The following is a 19,103-nucleotide window of genomic DNA, read 5'->3' as shown; positions in this document are numbered from 1 at the left end:
CATCCCCCTTTCTTCAGACATTGTAAATATCCGTTTTAAAATAGTGCATGTTTCCTCTGATCCAATCGATCGTCTCACTTAGCCCTCGGTCCAAAGAATACCGGGGCTGCCATTCCGTCAGTTTTTTTATTTTGGCATTATCTGCCCACAGGCGGTTGACCTCACTTTTAACCGGCCTTAATCTTTGATCATCGCAGACAATCCTCACCTTTTTCCCGATTAAGTCGATGATTTTCCGCGCTGTATCTCCAATAGATATTTCATCGTTTGATCCCGCGTTGATCACCTGTCCGACCGTTTGATCGCTCTTTGCGATTTCGATAAAGGCTTCTGCCGTGTCTCTGACGTAATTAAAATCCCGCGTCGGCGAGAGGCTTCCCAATTTAATTTCTGTCCTGCCCGACAGGATCTGAGAAATAATTGTCGGGATCACGGCTCTTGCCGATTGTCTCGGTCCATAGGTATTGAACGGCCGAATCGTAGCAATCGGAAGCTCAAAGCTCTTAAAAAAGCTTTCAGCGATTTTATCTGCGCCGATCTTCGATGCTGAATAGGGAGATTGTGCCTGCATCGGGTGTTTTTCATCAATCGGAACGTACAGAGCCGTTCCGTACGTTTCCGATGTCGACGTATGAACCACTTTTTCAACGTCAAATTCTCTGCACGCCTCAAGCACATTGGTCGTCCCTTCAACGTTGGTGCGAATGTAAGCCATCGGTGAGAGATAAGAGTAAGGAATAGCAATCAAAGCCGCGAGATGAAAGACGACCTGTTGTCCCTTCATAATCCTTTTCATGCCGTCGTATTCCCGTACGTCTCCGGTTACCACGTGCAGACTCTCCCTGATATTTTTATCAAACGTGTCGATCCAGCCCCAATTGTTGAAAGAGTTATATTGTACTAGGGCTGTCACTTCGGCTCCAAGTTCAACCAGTCTTTCTGTCAAATGGCTTCCGATAAACCCCTCCGAGCCCGTTACTAAGACTCTTTTCCCCCGTATATTCATATTCATATAGCTCCTAATGTAATTTAGTGAGACACTTCACTACTATTTATACATAAACAGCAGATAAAATAATTTTTCAAACACTTGAACCCGTCAAAAAACAATAAGAAGTAGATTTACCATGTATTATAACGTGTACAAAATAATGATAGAATAAAATGATTAACTATCCATTATTTTTTGTTAGTTGTCTTATACTGTTTTCCAGTTCAATTATTTTCTGATATAAATTAATGCCTAATCTTTGTCCAACGGAGATTCCAGGGACAACTTTATCCTCCTCTTCTCCATACGAGATTAAGTTAATTTTAATTGCATTATCACCCGTTTTTACAATAATTCCATCCTTATCTTTTCTTATTACTTCTCCTGGCGTAGAAAGATAATTGGGAAAATCCGTTTCTTCACTCTTCCAAATATATATTTTTTTTTGTCGCAGAAAAGTTTGGGCACCTGGGGCAGGGGCAACTAATGCTCTAATAAAATTATGAATTCTTCTGCTGCTCCAATTCCAATCTATTAACTCGTCACCCTCTCTTCTGTAAGAGAAGTATGAACCATTTATGTGGCTTTGTTTTTTGGCCGCAACATTTCCATCTTTTATTTTTTGCACAGCTCTAATAAGAACTTCTGCACATTTGTCTGTCGCTTTAAATAGTAAAGTTCTATAATTATCACTCTCAGAGATAGTGATGCTAGATTGAGTAATTATTGCACCTGTATCTATACTGTCGTCAATATAATGAGCGGTGACTCCAATTTCTTTTTCATCATTTATTAGAGCCCAGTTTATTATATTTCTTCCTCTGTAATTAGGTAATTTACCAGCATGACAATTTATGAATCCATTTTGGGGAATTTCTCTAAGCTTGCTTTTTATTATTTGATTAAAGGACATTGAAACTCCTAAATCAAAAGCTAAGTTCTTACAAAAATTTAAAAAATTATTGCAGTTTACATTTTTTTCGATATAGACACTAATACTGTTCTTCTCAGCAATTTTTTTTAATAAAAAATCTGGATTATCGTATCTCAGAACTACTCCGCAAATTGTTACCCCTGAAAGATTAATTAAGTATTCCAGAGATTTCTGGGCCCAGGGGCCATCTCCAAAAAATAAGATTCTCAACGTTAATTCAACTCTTTTATCAAGTATTGTTAAAAGACTAATTTTTTGAATAGCAGCTTTTTATTAATTTTAGATGTTTTTAAAATGTGAACGACTTTTTCACTGGTTGTCCCATCCCCATATATATTGTCAATGCAGGCCAAATTCTTTTTAAAATTGCTATCATTTAAAGCAATATTAATTCCTTTAACTATGCACTGCTTTTCATAACCTGTATCAATAATATTTTTATTTTTCAATCTTCCTTTTTGCCTATCCCCGATATTGATCACTGGCAGTTTGAAAATTGGAGATTCTATTATTCCGCTGGATGAGTTTCCAATCATTACATCTGCATATTTTAAAAGACTTAAATACCTTTTTTGTCCCAGATTGTAGAATATATACGCATTAACATTATCACTAACAAATTTTGTTATTTTGTTAATAATTATACGGCTTCCAAAATCAGCATTCGGATATGTAAAGATAAACGTTGCATCGAAATTACTTATAGCTGATAATAAATTTTCAATTTGCTGTCCCACGTTTTCAACATCAAGAGTAACAGGATGAAATGTGATTAAAAATATCTTTTTGCACGAATTTATTCTCAATTCTTTCATCAGTTGTTCTTTTTCTAAAAGCCTTAAGTTTTTTACGTTTTCAATTCCTGCTTGACCAACATTAAAAACTCTCCAAGGTTCTTCTCCCATTTTCAATATTCTTTCTTTATAGAACTCTGCACCCGGAAAATGGAGGTGCGCCATCTTTGTAATGGCATGTCTGATTTGTTCGTCCACGGCGCCTTCTGTCGATTCACCGCCATTCATATGGGCAATGGGAACGTTCATCATCATCGCACAGGCAGCAGCCACAAAGATTTCATATCTGTCGCCTAAAATAAGCAATATATCCGGCTGCAAGCGATCAAATGCCTGTGCCATTTGAATGAGTTCAAGACCCATAGACTTAACAATACCGCTTTTCTTGTTTGAGTCGACAATCATATCAATTTCTTCATCAATATCAAATCCGTCTTTTCTGATCAAATCCGCAGTATAACCAAAATCCGGAGCAAGGTGATTGCCTGTTACAATTAACTGCAACTTTAGTTCATTGTCGTCTTTTATTCTTTTCATCGTCCAATACAATAGGCCGTACTCGGCTCTTGTACCGGTAACAACGAGGATTTTTCTCATCTAATCACCTACTCAATCAGATCCAATGTAATCAAATCATTTTGTTTAATATCTTTTACTATTTTTCTATTAACAATTAAATGAATATAAATAGGACTTATACCTGATTCAGGCCGTTTAAAGTCCAAATTCGTTAGAGTTAGCTTTTCTCCCTTCTTGAGATCACGTCTTGCTACTATGCTTTTTCTAGCTACCATTCTTGTATTTGCTTCACTTTTATTGCATCTTTTGACACCGTCACCAAGTGACATTTCAACATTTCTTATACTCTCAACCATTTTTTTCAATTCAGCCGGTTCCAATGACGCTTTATGATCCGGGCCCTTCATCGTCTTATCCAGTGTCAGATGTTTTTCAATAATTTCCGCACCGAGCGCAACGGCAGCCGCGGGGATTTCGATCCCTTTTGTATGATCCGAATAACCGACCGGCACCTTAAATGCATGCTTCATGGTCAACATCGCATTGAGGTTAACATCTTCCATCGCCGCCGGGTAGTTCGATGTGCAGTGAAGCAGCCAAAGATCCTGATCCGTATTTCTTCTGACCGCTTCTACAGCCATCTCAACTTCCCCCAGGTTTGCCATACCCGTTGAAACAATCATCGGTTTATTCTTTTTCGCAATGTGTTCAATTAAAGGTATGTTCGTCAGGTCCCCTGAACTTGTTTTATAATACTCCACTCCGATTTTTTCAAGCAGGTCAACACTTTCAAAATCAAATGGCGTCGATAAGAATAAGATGTTCTTTTCATCGCAATATCGTTTCAGGCGTACGTGATCATCAAATGAAAGTTCAAGTGCTTTAAGCATAGCAAACTGGCTGCCGTCACCCGTCGCTGCCTTCTGATAATCCGCTTTAGGCGCCTGATGAGTGACCAGATTCTCGGCCTTAAAGGTCTGAAACTTAACCGCATCTGCCCCCGCTTCTTTCGCCGCATCGACAAGTTTCAGCGCGGTGCCGATGTCCCCGTTATGATTCACCCCGGCCTCAGCAATAATAAAAGTATGACGGCTCTTTAGCATCCCTTTTTCTCCCTTAGCAGAAACTCTAAAAACTTCAGATCCATCAGTGTGTCAATATCCATCGAACTTTCTTCATCCATAATGTACGGCAGCGTATTTTCCGTGTACCAGTTCTTGCGGGCTTCCAGCACTTCGGACCTGGCCATGTATATGGCCCCGTTTAATTGATAAACAGCCGGTGCATCTTGGCGCCTCGCATAAAACGGGACGCTGTCCAGAAAATCCTTCAACAGGCCGCCGCTGATTTTTTTCATCCAGAACGGTAAGACCTTGCTTTCACACACGCTGACGATTGAATCCTTGTTCCGGTCAATGAGCCCTTCAATCGCCTGGTCGATATGCTCCTGTGTCCTCAAAGGACTGGTGCACTGCAGGCACATAACGTAATCATAGCGCTCTTTTCGCTGAGTGAACCAGTCCAGCGCATGCAGAATCGGCTCGATTCCCGGCGTTGAATCCTGCGCCAATGCCGCCGGCCTCATGAACGGAACGTCCGCCCCGAATTTTTTACCGACTTCGGCAATTTGTTTATTTTCAGTTGAGATTATTAACCTGTCTATATACCGGCTTTTTTTGGCTTCTCCGATAGAATAGGCAATCAGGGGCCTGCCGTTGACTTCTTTGATATTTTTATGGGGAATTCCCTTAGAACCGCCTCGAGCCGGGATAATCGCCAGTATTTTCTTACCGTTATACATAAGTGAGCCTCTCAAACTGGTTTTTTATATCCTTGTTGGCTTCATGATAATCTTCAATTTTCCCGATGTCCATCCAATAATCCAAAATCGGAAAATTACCGACTTTTTGCCGTTTACCAAGCAGAGAATCAATTAATTGCGGAATATCGTAATATTCATCCCTTGGAATGCTCTTTATCGTAGCCGGATCAAGAACATAAATGCCGCCGCTAACCACATAGCGGAATATCGGCTTCTCATCGAGTGAAACAATATTTTCATTGTCGATGTTTAAAACTCCGTAGGGCACCTGCATTTCATAACTTCTTGAGCAGACAGTCATATAAAATCCGTTTTTCTGATGAAATTCCAGCAGATGATTGAAATCTAAATTGGTCAATATATCGCCATTCATGACAATGAACGGTTCATTTAAATAGTTTTCGGCAAGAGTGATCGAGCCCGCCGTTCCCATTCGTTTGTCTTCCCTGATATAGCGAATGCTGACGCCGAAAGCCGCCCCATCCATGAAATAGTTTTCGATGACATCTGATTTATAGTTTACTGACAGGAGAATATTACTGAAACCAAAACGCTTCAGCCGTTCAATGATCAGCTGAAGTATCGGTTTATCGCCGACCTTAAGCATCGGTTTGGGCAAATGCTGCGTCAGCGGGCGCAGTCTCGTTCCAAGGCCGCCCGCCATGATCAGCACAGCATTTGTTTTAGGTTCATATTCACTCGGAAAATCCTTTTTTTCTAAAATATCAACAATCACGCGGTCGCTGTTTATAATGGGAATGATCTTTATGTATTGATTAAATGCTTGTCCGGCTTGTTTCTTATCATAATCCTCATGAAAAAAGATACATTTTTTATGATATATTTTTTCAACGCTGCTGTTTAGCGAAACATTATTGATCAGCGCTCTTCGAATGTCGCCATCCGTTAAAGTGCCGAGCAATTTATGAGCCTCATCCACAACGACAACCGTACCTGTCGTATTTTTATTTATTTTTATCAGCGCCTGGATAATTGTATCCCGTTCCGACAAGATGAAATCATTCAGCATCTTCATTGGAATCACCATCGCTTTCAAATTAATGTGAGTCCGGTCTACCATGGATTTGAATCTGAGGCTCTTAAAGTTTTTTCTGAGAAAAATACTCCTTACTGCTATTATCGGTAAAGCCCTTGCCTATTTTTAATACAGGCCTCATAAAATGTCGTCCTGTGGATTTGCATGATTCTTATGAATGCGTCAGACAAAGGACACTCTTTTGAAAGCGACGGTTTAATTGGAGCGCACAGTGTGGTATGTAAAGGGGTAAATAGATTGAGGACATCAATTAGAGACTATGCAATCTATCATTTACTTCGGAGAGCCTCTTTTCTTTCCGTTCGGCCCAACAGCCTTTTTGAGGGGGCAGATTCGCAGCCTCAGTTTATTACACCTACCTATCATTCCCTAAAAAAGGCTGCCCAGCGTTACTTATACAACCTCATAATTAGGGGGTTCTAAATCGTAAAGATCCTGCAGATAAAATAGACTTTGTTGTCATACAGCCGAGTTGACAATAGGAGTTTTCCTCCTATCTCGGAGGCTTTGCCACTATTTACTATTTTAAGATTTAGGGAGGGACTTTCTTTTTTGTGCCCTCGACCGGAAGAAACTAAGAATTATGGAATTCATTCCTGATAGTATGTATTCATGTCAGTGACGCGTGTACGTGTTTTTTCTCCACACAAACTTGCATGGCATGGTTCACCAGATTTATTTATTCTAAAACACCTTATCTCTCCACTAAAATTTTTCAGTCGGCCCGGGATCATCATCCCAAGTTAATAATAACCTTTCACCACATTTTATAGCTTTTTCAATAACTTCTGGATTTTCTTGCTCCACAATCTTTTTTGATTCAGGTCATTTATCGGAATTCGGTCCTCTCACTGAAGGATTGACGATGATCCATTCATTACATCCTCCATCAGCAGCCTCATTCATACGCAAATTTGTTGATTGATCTTCTTTTATTTCATCAGCCGCATTCGGATTATGCATGATAGCAGTTAATCCCATCTGGTTGATCAGAATCCGCCCGCCGTGACAGTGCTCCGCGCCTTAATGATGAGCCGTTTTGCAGCGTCCGTCCTGATGCTGTCAAACAAAAAGACAGAATCCAGCCGTAGACTGCCCGGATAGTCCGGCAGACGGATCATTCATTAAAAAAGTATGAAGTTAACGGACACATCTCCTCGCTCAAATGCGGCAATTGCCCGCCGGGAGTTTACAGCACCCGCCGTTTTGTATTACGATCGCTGTGTGTCTATCGGGATTTCGGAACAAGATGCAATTGCAGTCGGCGGGATCGGACAGCTCAGATTTAAACCGGCTATTCCGTACATCATTACATGTTCAGTATTATAATCCGGCAATGATTTTGATCAGAACTTTTTGAAAGGTGACCAGACGATGGAAAGAAGAAAAACAATCGGCGGCTTTTTATCACTGGAGCTGCCGAAGCGAACCGAATATCATTCCCGGGCGTTGCGTCTGAACAGCGCCCGCTATTGTCTTGAATATATCCTGCGCGTCAGAAACTATAAGAAAATTTATTTGCCGGCTTATATTTGCGACAGCGTGCTTCAGCCGGTGAAACGTCTGAACGTTCCTTTTAATTTTTATCGGATCGGAGAAGATTTCGCACCTGTTCTGGACAGAGAACCCGAAGAAGATGCCTGCTTTCTCTACGTCAACTATTTCGGTTTGCATCGTGAAAATGTCCGAAAGATCTGCTGCACCCGGAAGCATGTCGTCATCGACAATACGCAGGCTTTTTTTGAACGCCCTTTGCCGCATGCCGATACGCTCTACTCGCCGCGCAAGTTCTTCGGTGTTCCCGACGGCGGCTACTTATATACGGACGCCGAAAGCCGGCTCGATCTGAAACGGAACGCGTCTTATTACCGATTCGATGCCTTGCTGAAACAAATCGACCTCGGCAGTACGGCAGCCGCTCCGCTTTTTGAAGAGAACGAAGCCTATCTCGACCGCTGCGGCATGCAGGCGATGGCCCGTCTGACGCAGCGATTGCTGATGAGTATCGATTATCGGCAGGCCATCACGAAAAGAAATGAAAATTTCCATTTTTTGAACGAGCGGCTGCGTCCGTACAATCGGCTGAAAACGGTTTTCGGCAATTTAAACGGACCGATGTGTTATCCGCTATTGACGGAACACGGCGAACAGTTAAAAGAATTTTTGATCGAACGCAACATCTATGTCAATGATTACTGGCAGGAAGTTATAGCACGTGTTCCGTCCGGCAGTTTTGAGTGCCGCCTGGCAAGGGACCTGGTTCTGCTGCCGGTCGATCAGCACTGCGGCACGGCGGATATGCAGGCCGTCATGCAGGCTGTCCTCGATTTTTTTACGATTCACGTGCAATAGATAATCGGGAAAAAAAGAAACATCCTTATGAGTCGACGCTCCGCGGACGAAGAATCGGAAAATAATATGGAACGGACAAACTTTTTTCCATGTTGATTCAGCCGGGTTCAATTTGAATATCGTTTTCGATTCAGGAGCAACTTTTTTGTGATTCGGCGCGACTGTTCTGCATTTCGGTGCGACATTCTAGTGATTCGGTGCGGCTCCGGCCCATTTTGGTGCGTCTGTTCTGGTTCGGTGCGCGTTCCGATCAATTCGGTGCGAGTTTCCCCCCATTCGGTGCGACATTCTAGTGATTAGGTGCGACATTCTCATGATTCGGTGCGGCTCCGGCCCATTTTGGTGCGTCTGTTCTGGTTCGGTGCGCGTTCCGATCAATTCGGTGCGATTTTTCCCCGATTCGGTGCGACATTCTAGTGATTCGGTGCGTCTCAAACCCAATTCGGTGCGTCTGCTCTAGCTCGGTGCGAGTTTCCCCCGATTCGGTGCGACATTCTCATGATTCGGTGCGTTTCAAACCCAATTCGGTGCGTCTGCTCTGGTTCGGTGCGCGTTCAGCCCGATTCGGCGCGACTGTTCTGCATTTCGGTGCGACAGTCTCATGATTCGGTGCGGCTCAAACCCAATTCGGTGCGACTGCTCCGGTTCGGTGCGCGTTCAGCCCGATTCGGCGCGACTGTTCTGCATTTCGGTGCGACAGTCTCATGATTCGGTGCGGCTCAAACCGAATTCGGTGCGTCTGCTCTAGCTCGGTGCGCGTTCAGCCCGATTCGGCGCGACTGTTCTGCATTTCGGTGCGACAGTCTCATGATTCGGTGCGTCTCAAACCGAATTAGGTGCGTCTGCTCTGGTTCGGTGCGACATTCTCATGATTCGGTGCGTCTCAAACCCAATTTGGTGCGACCGCTCTGGTTCGGTGCGACTCCCCTCCGTACTTTTTCAGCTTCCTGGCGGGGAACCTCCTATTTTAGGAAACTCCCTGATTTTTTCATTTGCATTATCTAAAAAGATACGGCGCCGTAACGGAGCGGCCGGCACTCGAAAGCCCTTCTACAGATCCCTGGTAAATAATCTCCCCGCCGCGGGAACCGCCCTCCGGACCCATATCAATGATCCAGTCGGCACGGCGCATCACGTCGGTGTTATGTTCAATCACGAGAACCGTATTCCCCTTGCCTGTCAGATCATTCATGATGCGAATGATGTTTTCAATGTCGGAAGTGTGCAGTCCGGTGGTCGGCTCATCGAGAATATAAATATTTCCCTTTTTGTCCAGTTCTTTAGCGATTTTCAGGCGCTGGCTTTCACCGCCGGAAAGAGTGTCAAGCGGTTGCCCCAGCGATAGATAGCCCAGGCCTCATTTTGAACATTCGCTAATTTGGAACTGATTTTGGCATCATTGAAAAAACTAAAAGCTTCTTCGATCGCCATATCCATAATCTCGACAATATTTCTGCCTTTCAGTCTGTAGGAAAGCACGTCGGGATCATATCGAGCACCGCTGCAGAGCGGACACTCAACCTCGGCATTATCCATGAAAGACAAATTTAATTCAATCACACCTTTACCGCCGCATTTCGGACAGGCACCCGCGGAGTTATAACTGAACAATCCCTCACTCACCTGATTGTGCCGGGCAAACAACTTGCGAATCTCATCCATAATGCCGGTGTACGTGGCGGGATTCGACCGGCTGTTGGCGTGCAGGGCGCTTTAAGTGATCCTGACGGCTTCCGGAAATTGTTCGGCAAAGACCTGTCCGACCAGCGTGCTTTTGCCGGAGCCGGCAATGCCTGTAATCACTGTAAATAAACCGACCGGGACCGTCAAACGGACGTTTTTCAGGTTGTGCAGGGAGCTGGGCCGGCTGCTTATAAATTGCCCGGGCCGGCGCGGCGCATCATTAAACGGCAATCGGCGTGTTATGCATCGGCCCGTCAGCGTATCCGATTTTAATAATTGCGGAAAAGTGCCGGTGAATGTAATTTGACCGCCGTGAATTCCGGCTTTGGGACCTACATCGACCACATGATCGGCGATTTTAATCACATCGGGATCATGCTCGACGACAATGACGGTGTTCCCTTTATCGCGCAGTTTCAACAGCAGATCATTCAGCCGGTGAACGTCTCTTGGATGAAGTCCGGTACTTGGCTCATCCAGGATGTAAATTAAGCCGGTTAAACTGTTCGACAAATATTTGACCGTTTTGATTCGCTGCGATTCGCCGCCCGAAAGTGTGGTCGTCTCACGCGTTAAGCTTAAATAGTCCAGCCCGATTTCAATCAAGTCGCCGATCCGCTTTTTAATATCGGCCATGATCGGCACCATCCGTTCGTCATCGAATGAATCTAAGGTACGATCCAGCTGATCCAGCTGCATATCGGTAAGATCGAAAATGTTGAAGCCGTTGATCTTTGAATTCAAAGCATGCTGATTATAGCGCCGGCCGTGGCACAGATCGCAAACCGCCATTTCCGTAAACCGGTCCATTTTCTTCTTGTTTGCGGCAGTCATGTCTTTATTGGCCTTCACGTTAAGGCGAAAGAACTGCCGGGCAATTCCCTCATAATTGATCTTGCGTTTGACGCCGTTAAAATCGGCTGTGATTTTTTCTTCGCCGTTCAGAAGCAGATCCATCTCATCCTGATTAAAATTTTTAACGGGTTTATCGTTATCAAACAGTCCTGAATTTAAGATTACCTGAAGATAATACGATCCGACAGAGTAACCGGGCAATTGGATCGCTCCTTGTGCGATCGATTTTTCACGGTCAACGGCCCTGTCCAATTTTAAAACGCAGCTTCGCCCGATCCCCTGGCACTGGGGACACATTCCCGCCGGATCGTTAAACGAAAAGGCGTTGCTGCCCCCGCCGTTATGCGGTTGTCCGAAACGCGAGAATAGCAGGCGGAAGAGCGGGTTAATATCGCTCACTGTGCCTAAAGTCGAACGGGCATTGCCGCCGAGCGGTTTCTGATCAATACTAATAACCGTTGAAAGATTGCGAATGCCGTCAACATCAGGCCGCTTATAATGCGGCAGAAACAAACGGGCGAAGCTGCTGAAAGTACTGTTCAGCTGCCGTCCGGCTTCCTGAGCAATCGTGTCAAAGACAATCGACGATTTACCCGATCCTGACACGCCGGTGAACACGGTCAGCTTATTTTTCGGAATCCTTAAACTGATATTTTTGAGATTATTTTCGCGGTCATGAATGATTTCGATAAATTGATGATCGGTCATGGGAACCTCCGGGGTGTATGATTGATATCATCGGCTTTTAAAAGAAAAATCCCAAAAGCGAAAACCAAAGCCGCCCATGGACGGACGGCTTTAAAATCCAATACAAAGGAAGGGCTTCGCTAGTCCAACGGCTAAAATCGTGAATAAAGACGCAAAGAGTGTGTTTCAGTCACTTTCTCACGATTGGAATCCAGATTTCACCGTTGACTTTGCCATTCGTTTCGCTCGTTTTCACCGATGTATTCGGACCGCCGACATAAGCAAAATCAGTCGCGTCAGCCAGGACCCGGCCAAAGGCGGCGCCTTCTAATTGACCGAATAATTGCCCGGCGCTGCCGGCTGAACCGGCAATGACGAGATATTCGCCGGCGGGAAATTGAATGGCCCGCGAATCCTGGCTGTCGGGCAGCTCGGCGCTGCTTTGAACGCCGGAGTAATACCAGAATTCATGATTAACGGCTTCATTGACCGCAAACTCCAGATCGTTATCGGCCAGTCTCTTTAGCTGATCCCAGCGGCCGTCAGTCATCACCGTCTGCCACCAAGCTGCCTTAGCGGCGGGGATTTGTGCATAGTCTCTCGGCAGCCGGGTCCCGTAACCGATGACCGTGAATGCTTCTTTTGTTTGGATTTCGTAATCTGGCATGTTTCTGTCTCCTTTAATTTGATAGGCCTAGTGTATTATTTAATCATGTCAGAAAATAATACCTTTTAAAAGGAATTTCAAAAATGAAGAGAACCGAACGTTTAAATACAATGATGCGCTACATGAATAACCGGCAATTTTTTACCATCGGCGAGTTGATGCGCGAGTTTGCAATTTCGCGCTCGACGGCGATTCGCGATGTGCATGATATTGAAGCATTAGGCATGCCGCTGGTAGCTGAAGCCGGGCGCGGCGGCGGTTATTCGATCATGCCGAACCAGTTATTGCCGGCCGTGCAATTTACCCACGATGAGCTTAAAGCGTTGTTTATCGCTTTTTTAGGAACAGCCAATCAGCAGCTTCCCTATTTGCAAAATCGTAGAACGCTCAGTGAAAAATTATTGGCGATTGCCTCAGCCGATCAGCAGGACGAGTTAATCGAGTTAAAACGCTTACTGCAATTTGAAAACACCAATCCCGACAACCCCGACTTGCTGGAACTGACCGATTTTGCCGCACCGATGCTTAGAACGGTACTCGAACTCGCATTAAAAAGCCGTTATCTCATATTCGATTATCGGGCACCGCTTGATAAACAGACAACGCGGCGCGTCTACCTGTTAAATTTTTTCCGCCGCCATGCAAATTGGTACGCAGCCGCTTTTGATTTTCTGCGCCGCGAACAGCGGACGTTTCGAGTCGACCGCATTCAGGCCGTGCGTCCGGATAATCAGGCGCCGATGCCGCACAAGCAGCTCGCCGCGCTATTAAAAGTCAACCGGCCGGAACCGAATTTAATTGTCGAGTTAGGCAGCTCGGCAATCAATAAGTTCAAACAAATACACCCGCCATCGCTTAGCTTGCACTATTTAGACGCTTTTCAACAAACGGCAAGATTTTCAGATTTTGTTGAGACGCACGGTGCGGAACACTTGGCTTCTTACGCCGAGTGGCTGCTGTTTTTAGGAGATGATTTAAAAGCCGTGATGATACCGCATGAACTGCGGAACATAATTCGAAAAAAGGCAGCCAGATGGTAAAATCGGCCCAGGGATATATTGAGTCGGCGGCATCATGGAATAATTTTCCGATCATTTTTTCAGAGAAGTCATCCGAACCCCGGACGTCGTATCTGAAAGACGCGCATTCGAACCTTCAGGACTTGCTGCCGGTGAGGCGGCACGGAGCTCTTCTGAAACGGAATATCTCCTCTCAAAAAACCTGATCGTAAATGCGGGGGGCGCAATCATTCTGAGCGTCTTTTATGAGTTCCAAAGCCTGCCCTTTCGTTTCGCGATCAGAATCACCTTGGATTCATCAAGCCGAGCTTCTTTTTGGCCAGTTCCTTCTGATTGATGAAATTCTGGATCGCCGTTTCCTCCCTTGCCGTCAGGCTGCGGAACTGCACGCCGTAAAAGATCTCCCTCCGTTCATGTTTTATTTCTTTTCTGACCACGGTACCGACCAGATAAATCGGCGTTTTATCTTCCGCCTGAAATGAAATGTTGATCAGCACGTCCTCGACAATCGGGAAGTTAAGCCTGCAGGCAAACTTGAGGCCGCCAAGGCTGATATCGATAAGCTCGGCATGGATTGTCTTATTATTCAAAGCCTGCAGGGAACGATCTCCGAAATCAACAATCCGGACGGTACACCCTTCATGATCCAGCAGGATTCTGTGATGTTTCCTCCTTTCGCCCTTGTCGACCCTCAAGTGATCATACCGATGCACCGCAGCCGACTGCCTTTTTAATCCGACGATGATTTTTCTCTCATGTTCGACGACTCCCTGATAATGGGCACGGAATATCAGATAGACGATGGCTGTCATGATGATTTCTGCAGCGATAAAGCCTGCGACAGCCGCGTAAACAATCATCGGTCAGCACCTCACGATATACCGGTAAGTGGCTGCGGTTTCCCGAGGGCGTAGCCCTGGGCATAGCGAATGCCGAGCGATCGCGCAACGTCAATATCACAGGCTGTTTCTATTCCTTCAAGGATCGGTTTCAATTTGAATTGAGAACAATATTGGACAAGAAACTTAACATAGGCTTGTTTCCTTTTTGACGTAAACAAATGAGAGGTGAAATATCTGTCGAGTTTGATGTAGTCCGCATCAAGCTCGATCGTTCTGTTGATATCGTCAATGCCCTTGCCGAAATCGTCTATGGCCATTCCCAATCCGTACTTCTTCAACTCTTTGACGGCGTTTTCTATTTTATTAAAGTCTCTGATTCTCTCATTTTCCACAAATTCTAAAATAATGGATTGACTTAAACCGGGAAAACGATCAATAATATGATCGATTAAGGAAAAAAAACTTTTATTAAGTATGGTAGATGGGTATACATTGATAAATAATTTTTTTCCTTTCTCAAAGTAACCTGCTTTTAAGTACGTATCAACGGCTTTGCGAACAGACCGCGAATCTAATTCGTAAAGCTGCTCTTTTTTTACTGCCAACTGAAAAGCCTGTTCGGGGCTTGCGAAAAATTGGGATCGAAAAAGCGCCTCATGAGCTCTGACCGTGCAATCAGTCAGATCAACGATCGGCTGAAAATGATGCTCAAACAACTCATCTTTTATAAAACCGCTTTCCTGCTGCACCTTGGCTCATCTCCTCTCACCAGGCCATGAGCCGGCCGGCCCAAAGATAATTTAATTTGCCCGGCCGCTCTGGCCCAGTCTCTGAAAAATTTTATAGTTCTTAACAAAAAAAACTGCTCCGAACGTTGACGAGCCTCTCAAGCCTCAACTTTTTCGGCAGCCCGGCCGCCCTGGCGATCTCGAACCTCGCTTTAGGCCCGCGGCTTTGCGACCTTATCTTTCGACAAGGGTGCCTTTTTTCAAAAGTTAACATGAATACGACCTTGTTATATCATAAATGGTTATTCATTCCAATGCTTTTTTACCTATTCGGGTGTATTTTCTGTCAAACCTGCTTTTCATTTTTGTTCCGATATAAGAATCATTTTGTCAGATCCGGCGGTCTTTTAGCGTTAAAAAGATCAATGGTGCGTTTTTTCCCTGGTTGGCAGAATGAACCCCACAAACGGATACTATCATTTTGCTTATCCGAATGCGGGGTAAAGGAACGGCAAAGGATCGCATCGACTGCCGGAACGGGAAAAAGGGAGAATACGCTTCAATTTTTATTTTGCTGGTTTGTCCGCCTTTCGGGCCGCTGGCTGTCGATTCTTTATTTTCAAAGATTTACCGTTGAGTTTCAGGCATAATGATCCGTTTCCGTTCACTTTATATCAGATTTTTCAAATAATTTTCCAAAGACGAGTTCCATTAATAACAGATGCTTCCCGCACAGCATCTCCCGGTCAATCGTCAAAAATGGGCTTTGCCGCTTCGGCCCGCACAAAGAGGCAGAAAACAGCTCAAAACCGCGTTACCGGCCCGCTTATTGATCCGGGATAAAGGGCTCTGCAAAGCATCCGGCTCTACCTGCATCCATCGGGCATCCAAAAGGAGCCGTGCAATCTTTTCAAAGAGCGTTCAAACAACTGAGACGCCGTTCTCTGCCCACGGCATATTTTATGTATCCTTTTTCTCCTTTTTCATCCCCTTCATTGCCTGAAGCACATCCTCAGGCAATTGTCCGGCCGCAGCCTGGCTGTTTTCTTTCTGTATCGCCTCGTAGATCTCCTGGCGGTGGATTTCAATCTCCCGCGGAGCATTGATGCCGAGTTTGACCTGATCGCCGTCAACGGCAACGATTTTTATCTCAATCATGTCTCCGATCCGGATCGACTCTCCCTTTTTGCGTGTCAGTATCAACATGCCCCTCATACCCCTTTCTTTGGGGTGTCCGCTTTCGGCATCAGCCGCTCCCTCAGTGAATAAGAAGACCGTTCCGGAATATATTGTTTGCCGATCCTGTCCCGGGTATTAATGATGACCGGTGCTCTCAAATTCGCCGTCGACTCGGAGAAAGGCTTTTGAACACTGACAATAACACGGACAGCCACATCGCTCTCCGACTGCACGGCAAGTTGCCGGACAAAATGATCCGGAAGATCCACACTGTATCGGTCAAAGAAAAGGAACGGAGACGTCGTGACAAAAGCGATCTCTGTACGATCTATAGACTGCAGAATGGAAAAAACCTCACCGAAAGGCTGGAAGATAAAGCGTTTTTCATCGGAAAATCCGGGCAGTCCCGCCGGAAACGTCACAATTTCCGACGCATCGACTTCCTGTTCGCCGAAATACTTAGTAAAGATTTTCATGATCCGCCTTAATCCCTTCTCCTTATCATGTCCGACAGAGCCATTCCCTCTGCGCCGGATCCATTCAATATTATTTCAAAAAGTCGACAAGCGATTGCTGGATGATCCTGGCACCGACCGCCAGCGAAGCGTTATAAACATTCTGCTGCTGATTCAGATTGACGATGACCGACGCATAATCGGCATCCTCATTCGTCGCCATGATCTGAGTCGCCATTGTGTTCTGCGCATCGAGCTGGCTGCTGATCGTATCGACACGGTTTTGCTTTGCACCGACATCCGCCTGAGCGTTTGCCACATCATTCAGATGTGTATCAATCTTATCAAGGAAACCGTCGATTTGCTCTCCGGTAGACGACGGATCGTTCAACGCATTTTTTAAATCACTCAAATCACTGAATAAACTGCTTGTGAAAACCTGATTCGGATTCACGTTTATCGGCATAGAAACACCGTCGTTCACGTTGACCGACAGACTGGGATTGGCAAGAGCGGTTGAATTGATCGAAACCGCGCCAGTGCTGTCTTCGGTGAGCAGCGGGTTCTGGGAATCTTCCCCGCTGAAGATATACTGGCCGCCGATCTGCGTATTGCCGATCGTCACGAGCTGCTGAGTCAGCTGGCTGATCTGGTCGCCGATCGTCTGGCGCTGCGCCGGCGTATAGGTATCATTGCTTGCCTGATTCGTCAGCTCCCGTATCGTATCCAGTACATCGTTGACCTGGGACAGAGCGCTGTCCGAACTTTGCAGCCACTTGTCAGCCGTTGTTACGTTCTTCTGATACTGGGTGATATGATTGACATCCGTCCGGTAAGCAATCCCCATGGAAGCGACAACCGGATCCTGGGACGGGCGGGTAATTTTCTTACCGGTTGCAAGCTGATTTTGATAATCGGCCAGTTTTCCATAGCCCATCGACATATTCTGCAGAATATTGTTCGTCATCATGCCCTGTGTGATCCGCATTTTCTATCACCCCATTTGGTTAATCAATGTATCAAGCATCGTGTTCAAAGTATTCACGACTTTGGCCGCCGCGCTGTAAGATTGCTGGTACTGGATCAGATTGGTCATTTCTTCGTCCAAAGAGACGCCGCTGACCGACTGCTGCTGGTTCTGCGCCGCCTGCAGCATGGTCTGCGTGTTATCCATGAATTGGCCGGCCGCCTGGGCATTGACGCCGATCTGGCCGATCAGTCCCTCCAGATAGTTTTTCAGAGTCATAGATGAACCTGTGCCGTCCACGTCATAAGAGTTGGCAGCAATGACATTGGCCATCGCCGTTGCGCTGGTATTATCGCCGCTCGGCGCCCCGGAGGCAGCGGATGTAACATCGCTTCCCTGCAGATTGTCGTTGACATGGATGTTGGCCGCGGTTACCGTGCCGGCGTCGGTTCCCGACCCTGTCCCGAGAAAGAAAGTCCCTTTTGCCGAATCGTATCCGGCGCTTGCTTCATAAGCAGTATTAAATGCGTTCGCAAGCGCGCTCGCCATATTGTCGAGGCTCTTCAGGACACTCGGATAATCAATCGAATAGCTGTCAATGATTCCCTGCAGCTTGCCGGACATATTGGTCAGCGTTCCGGATACGGCCGGCGATCCGTCCAGATTGACCAATGACATCTGAACACTCGGAGCGGACGTGTCTGCCCCGGTTATCTGCGTCTGCAGGTGTGTATTGGTCAGTGCCGCCCCGTCGACAAGTACTGCCGGAGGGCTGAACGAATTTCCGTCCTTATCAACGATTTCAATCGTATATTTCCCATCGGCAAGCGGTGACGGATTGCCCCCGCTTTTGACAGTGGAAACCTTGACATTGACAAGCTGAGCCAGCTGATCAACAAGGTTGTCGCGCTGATCGTACAAATCATTTGTAACTAAACCGTTGGCTTCCTGAGCGCCGATTTCCTTGTTCAAAGCATTGATCTGATCGGCATAGCTGTTGATCTGATCCGTGTTGTCCGTAATCTGTTTATTAAGGTTGTTCTGAACCTGTCCGAGCGATTGGGCGATACTGTTAAATGTATCGGCTACTTCCTTTCCGTTTTGAAGAACAACGGTTCCGGTACCGCTCGTCCCCGAATTGCCCGCCAGATCCTGCAAGGACTGCCAGAATCCGTCAAGTACGGAGGAAATGCCTGTATCGGTCGGTTCATTAATAATATCCTGCATCTGTGTGTACGCATCGTTTACAGCCGACCAGTAGCTGTTCTGATTCGAATTGTCGCGCACCTGCTGATCGACAAACTGATCGCGGATACGGACAATAGAATCTGCATTAACGCCGGTCCCGATCTGGCCGGCGCCGCCGGCGGCATTGATTCCGACAGCGGGATAGGGCAGCCAGGACGTCAGATTGACCCGCTGGCGCGAATAGCCTTCGGTGTTGGCGTTGGAAATGTTGTGCCCTGTCGTCTGAATGGCTTCCTGCTGCACCAAAAGCGCCTGCTGCATCATGTTTAAGGTGGAAAAAATAGGGATCATCCTGCAAAACCTC

16 protein-coding genes, 1 pseudogene and 1 riboswitch are annotated in these 19,103 nt (G+C 45.9%); of the genes and pseudogenes, 2 read left to right on the top strand and 15 right to left on the bottom strand.

Annotation, left to right across the window (positions count from 1 at the left end; genetic code table 11):
* Positions 1 to 13: 13 nt before the first annotated feature.
* The 7 genes from OYT88_RS05835 to OYT88_RS05805 form a co-directional block, all read right to left on the bottom strand.
* Positions 14 to 1,006 (bottom strand): NAD-dependent 4,6-dehydratase LegB, encoded by a 993-nt coding sequence (locus OYT88_RS05835; protein WP_274398544.1) that lies wholly within the window; start codon positions 1,004 to 1,006, stop codon positions 14 to 16.
* A 166-nt stretch (positions 1,007 to 1,172) separates the two neighbouring features.
* Positions 1,173 to 2,135 carry a methionyl-tRNA formyltransferase gene (locus OYT88_RS05830; protein WP_274398542.1) on the bottom strand — a complete coding sequence of 321 codons (963 nt, stop codon included), beginning with the start codon at positions 2,133 to 2,135 and terminating at the stop codon, positions 1,173 to 1,175.
* A 29-nt stretch (positions 2,136 to 2,164) separates the two neighbouring features.
* Positions 2,165 to 3,316, bottom strand: coding sequence for a UDP-N-acetylglucosamine 2-epimerase (gene neuC / locus OYT88_RS05825; protein WP_274398541.1), 1,152 nt, complete (start codon positions 3,314 to 3,316; stop codon positions 2,165 to 2,167).
* Between the two features lie 8 nt (positions 3,317 to 3,324).
* A complete protein-coding gene (gene neuB, locus OYT88_RS05820) occupies positions 3,325 to 4,341 on the bottom strand; it encodes an N-acetylneuraminate synthase (RefSeq protein WP_274398540.1) in 1,017 nt (338 codons plus the stop codon).
* The gene (locus OYT88_RS05815) at positions 4,335 to 5,039 is read right to left on the bottom strand and encodes an acylneuraminate cytidylyltransferase family protein (protein ID WP_274398538.1); all 705 of its coding nucleotides are present in this window, start codon (positions 5,037 to 5,039) and stop codon (positions 4,335 to 4,337) included. The genes neuB and OYT88_RS05815 overlap by 7 nt, the downstream gene beginning before the upstream one ends.
* The gene (locus OYT88_RS05810; RefSeq protein ID WP_274398536.1) at positions 5,032 to 6,096 is read right to left on the bottom strand and encodes a nucleotidyltransferase family protein; all 1,065 of its coding nucleotides are present in this window, start codon (positions 6,094 to 6,096) and stop codon (positions 5,032 to 5,034) included. Before OYT88_RS05810 ends, OYT88_RS05815 begins: the two co-directional genes overlap by 8 nt.
* 846 nt (positions 6,097 to 6,942) lie before the next feature.
* The gene (locus tag OYT88_RS05805) at positions 6,943 to 7,080 is read right to left on the bottom strand and encodes a hypothetical protein (RefSeq protein WP_274398533.1); all 138 of its coding nucleotides are present in this window, start codon (positions 7,078 to 7,080) and stop codon (positions 6,943 to 6,945) included.
* Positions 7,081 to 7,491: 411 nt separating this feature from the next.
* On the opposite strand from OYT88_RS05805, the gene OYT88_RS05800 reads away from it, so the two are divergent.
* Positions 7,492 to 8,469, top strand: a complete 978-nt coding sequence (locus OYT88_RS05800) for a hypothetical protein (RefSeq protein WP_274398531.1) — start codon at positions 7,492 to 7,494, stop codon at positions 8,467 to 8,469.
* A gap of 997 nt (positions 8,470 to 9,466) precedes the next feature.
* Here OYT88_RS05800 and OYT88_RS05795 read toward each other — a convergent pair.
* Positions 9,467 to 11,715, bottom strand: a pseudogene (locus OYT88_RS05795) (ATP-binding cassette domain-containing protein).
* 169 nt (positions 11,716 to 11,884) lie between these two features.
* Positions 11,885 to 12,361, bottom strand: a complete 477-nt coding sequence (locus tag OYT88_RS05790) for a GyrI-like domain-containing protein (RefSeq protein WP_274398529.1) — start codon at positions 12,359 to 12,361, stop codon at positions 11,885 to 11,887.
* 83 nt (positions 12,362 to 12,444) lie between these two features.
* Between OYT88_RS05790 and OYT88_RS05785 the strand changes: the two genes are divergently transcribed.
* Positions 12,445 to 13,401 carry a helix-turn-helix transcriptional regulator gene (locus OYT88_RS05785; protein WP_274398528.1) on the top strand — a complete coding sequence of 319 codons (957 nt, stop codon included), beginning with the start codon at positions 12,445 to 12,447 and terminating at the stop codon, positions 13,399 to 13,401.
* A 263-nt stretch (positions 13,402 to 13,664) separates the two neighbouring features.
* Here the strand turns inward: OYT88_RS05785 and OYT88_RS05780 are convergent, their stop codons facing one another.
* The 6 genes from OYT88_RS05780 to flgK form a co-directional block, all read right to left on the bottom strand.
* Complete coding sequence (locus tag OYT88_RS05780; RefSeq protein ID WP_274398525.1) at positions 13,665 to 14,240, bottom strand: PilZ domain-containing protein; 576 nt, start codon at positions 14,238 to 14,240, stop codon at positions 13,665 to 13,667.
* Between the two features lie 11 nt (positions 14,241 to 14,251).
* Positions 14,252 to 14,971, bottom strand: coding sequence for an EAL domain-containing protein (locus OYT88_RS05775; RefSeq protein ID WP_274398524.1), 720 nt, complete (start codon positions 14,969 to 14,971; stop codon positions 14,252 to 14,254).
* Positions 14,972 to 15,123: 152 nt separating this feature from the next.
* A riboswitch (cyclic di-GMP riboswitch) is annotated at positions 15,124 to 15,215 on the bottom strand.
* 695 nt (positions 15,216 to 15,910) lie between these two features.
* Positions 15,911 to 16,156, bottom strand: a complete 246-nt coding sequence (csrA, locus tag OYT88_RS05770; protein ID WP_274398523.1) for a carbon storage regulator CsrA — start codon at positions 16,154 to 16,156, stop codon at positions 15,911 to 15,913.
* A gap of 5 nt (positions 16,157 to 16,161) precedes the next feature.
* Positions 16,162 to 16,605, bottom strand: a complete 444-nt coding sequence (fliW, locus tag OYT88_RS05765) for a flagellar assembly protein FliW (protein ID WP_274398521.1) — start codon at positions 16,603 to 16,605, stop codon at positions 16,162 to 16,164.
* A gap of 70 nt (positions 16,606 to 16,675) precedes the next feature.
* Positions 16,676 to 17,572 (bottom strand): flagellar hook-associated protein FlgL, encoded by an 897-nt coding sequence (flgL, locus tag OYT88_RS05760; protein WP_274398519.1) that lies wholly within the window; start codon positions 17,570 to 17,572, stop codon positions 16,676 to 16,678.
* Between the two features lie 6 nt (positions 17,573 to 17,578).
* Positions 17,579 to 19,090, bottom strand: a complete 1,512-nt coding sequence (gene flgK / locus OYT88_RS05755) for a flagellar hook-associated protein FlgK (RefSeq protein ID WP_274398518.1) — start codon at positions 19,088 to 19,090, stop codon at positions 17,579 to 17,581.
* Positions 19,091 to 19,103 lie beyond the last annotated feature (13 nt).

Source organism: Sporolactobacillus sp. CQH2019, assembly GCF_028765345.1.
Lineage (GTDB): Bacteria > Bacillota > Bacilli > Bacillales > Sporolactobacillaceae > Sporolactobacillus.
The sequence above is the reverse complement of the archived record's forward strand: the minus strand, read 5'-3'. Positions and strand labels throughout refer to the sequence as shown.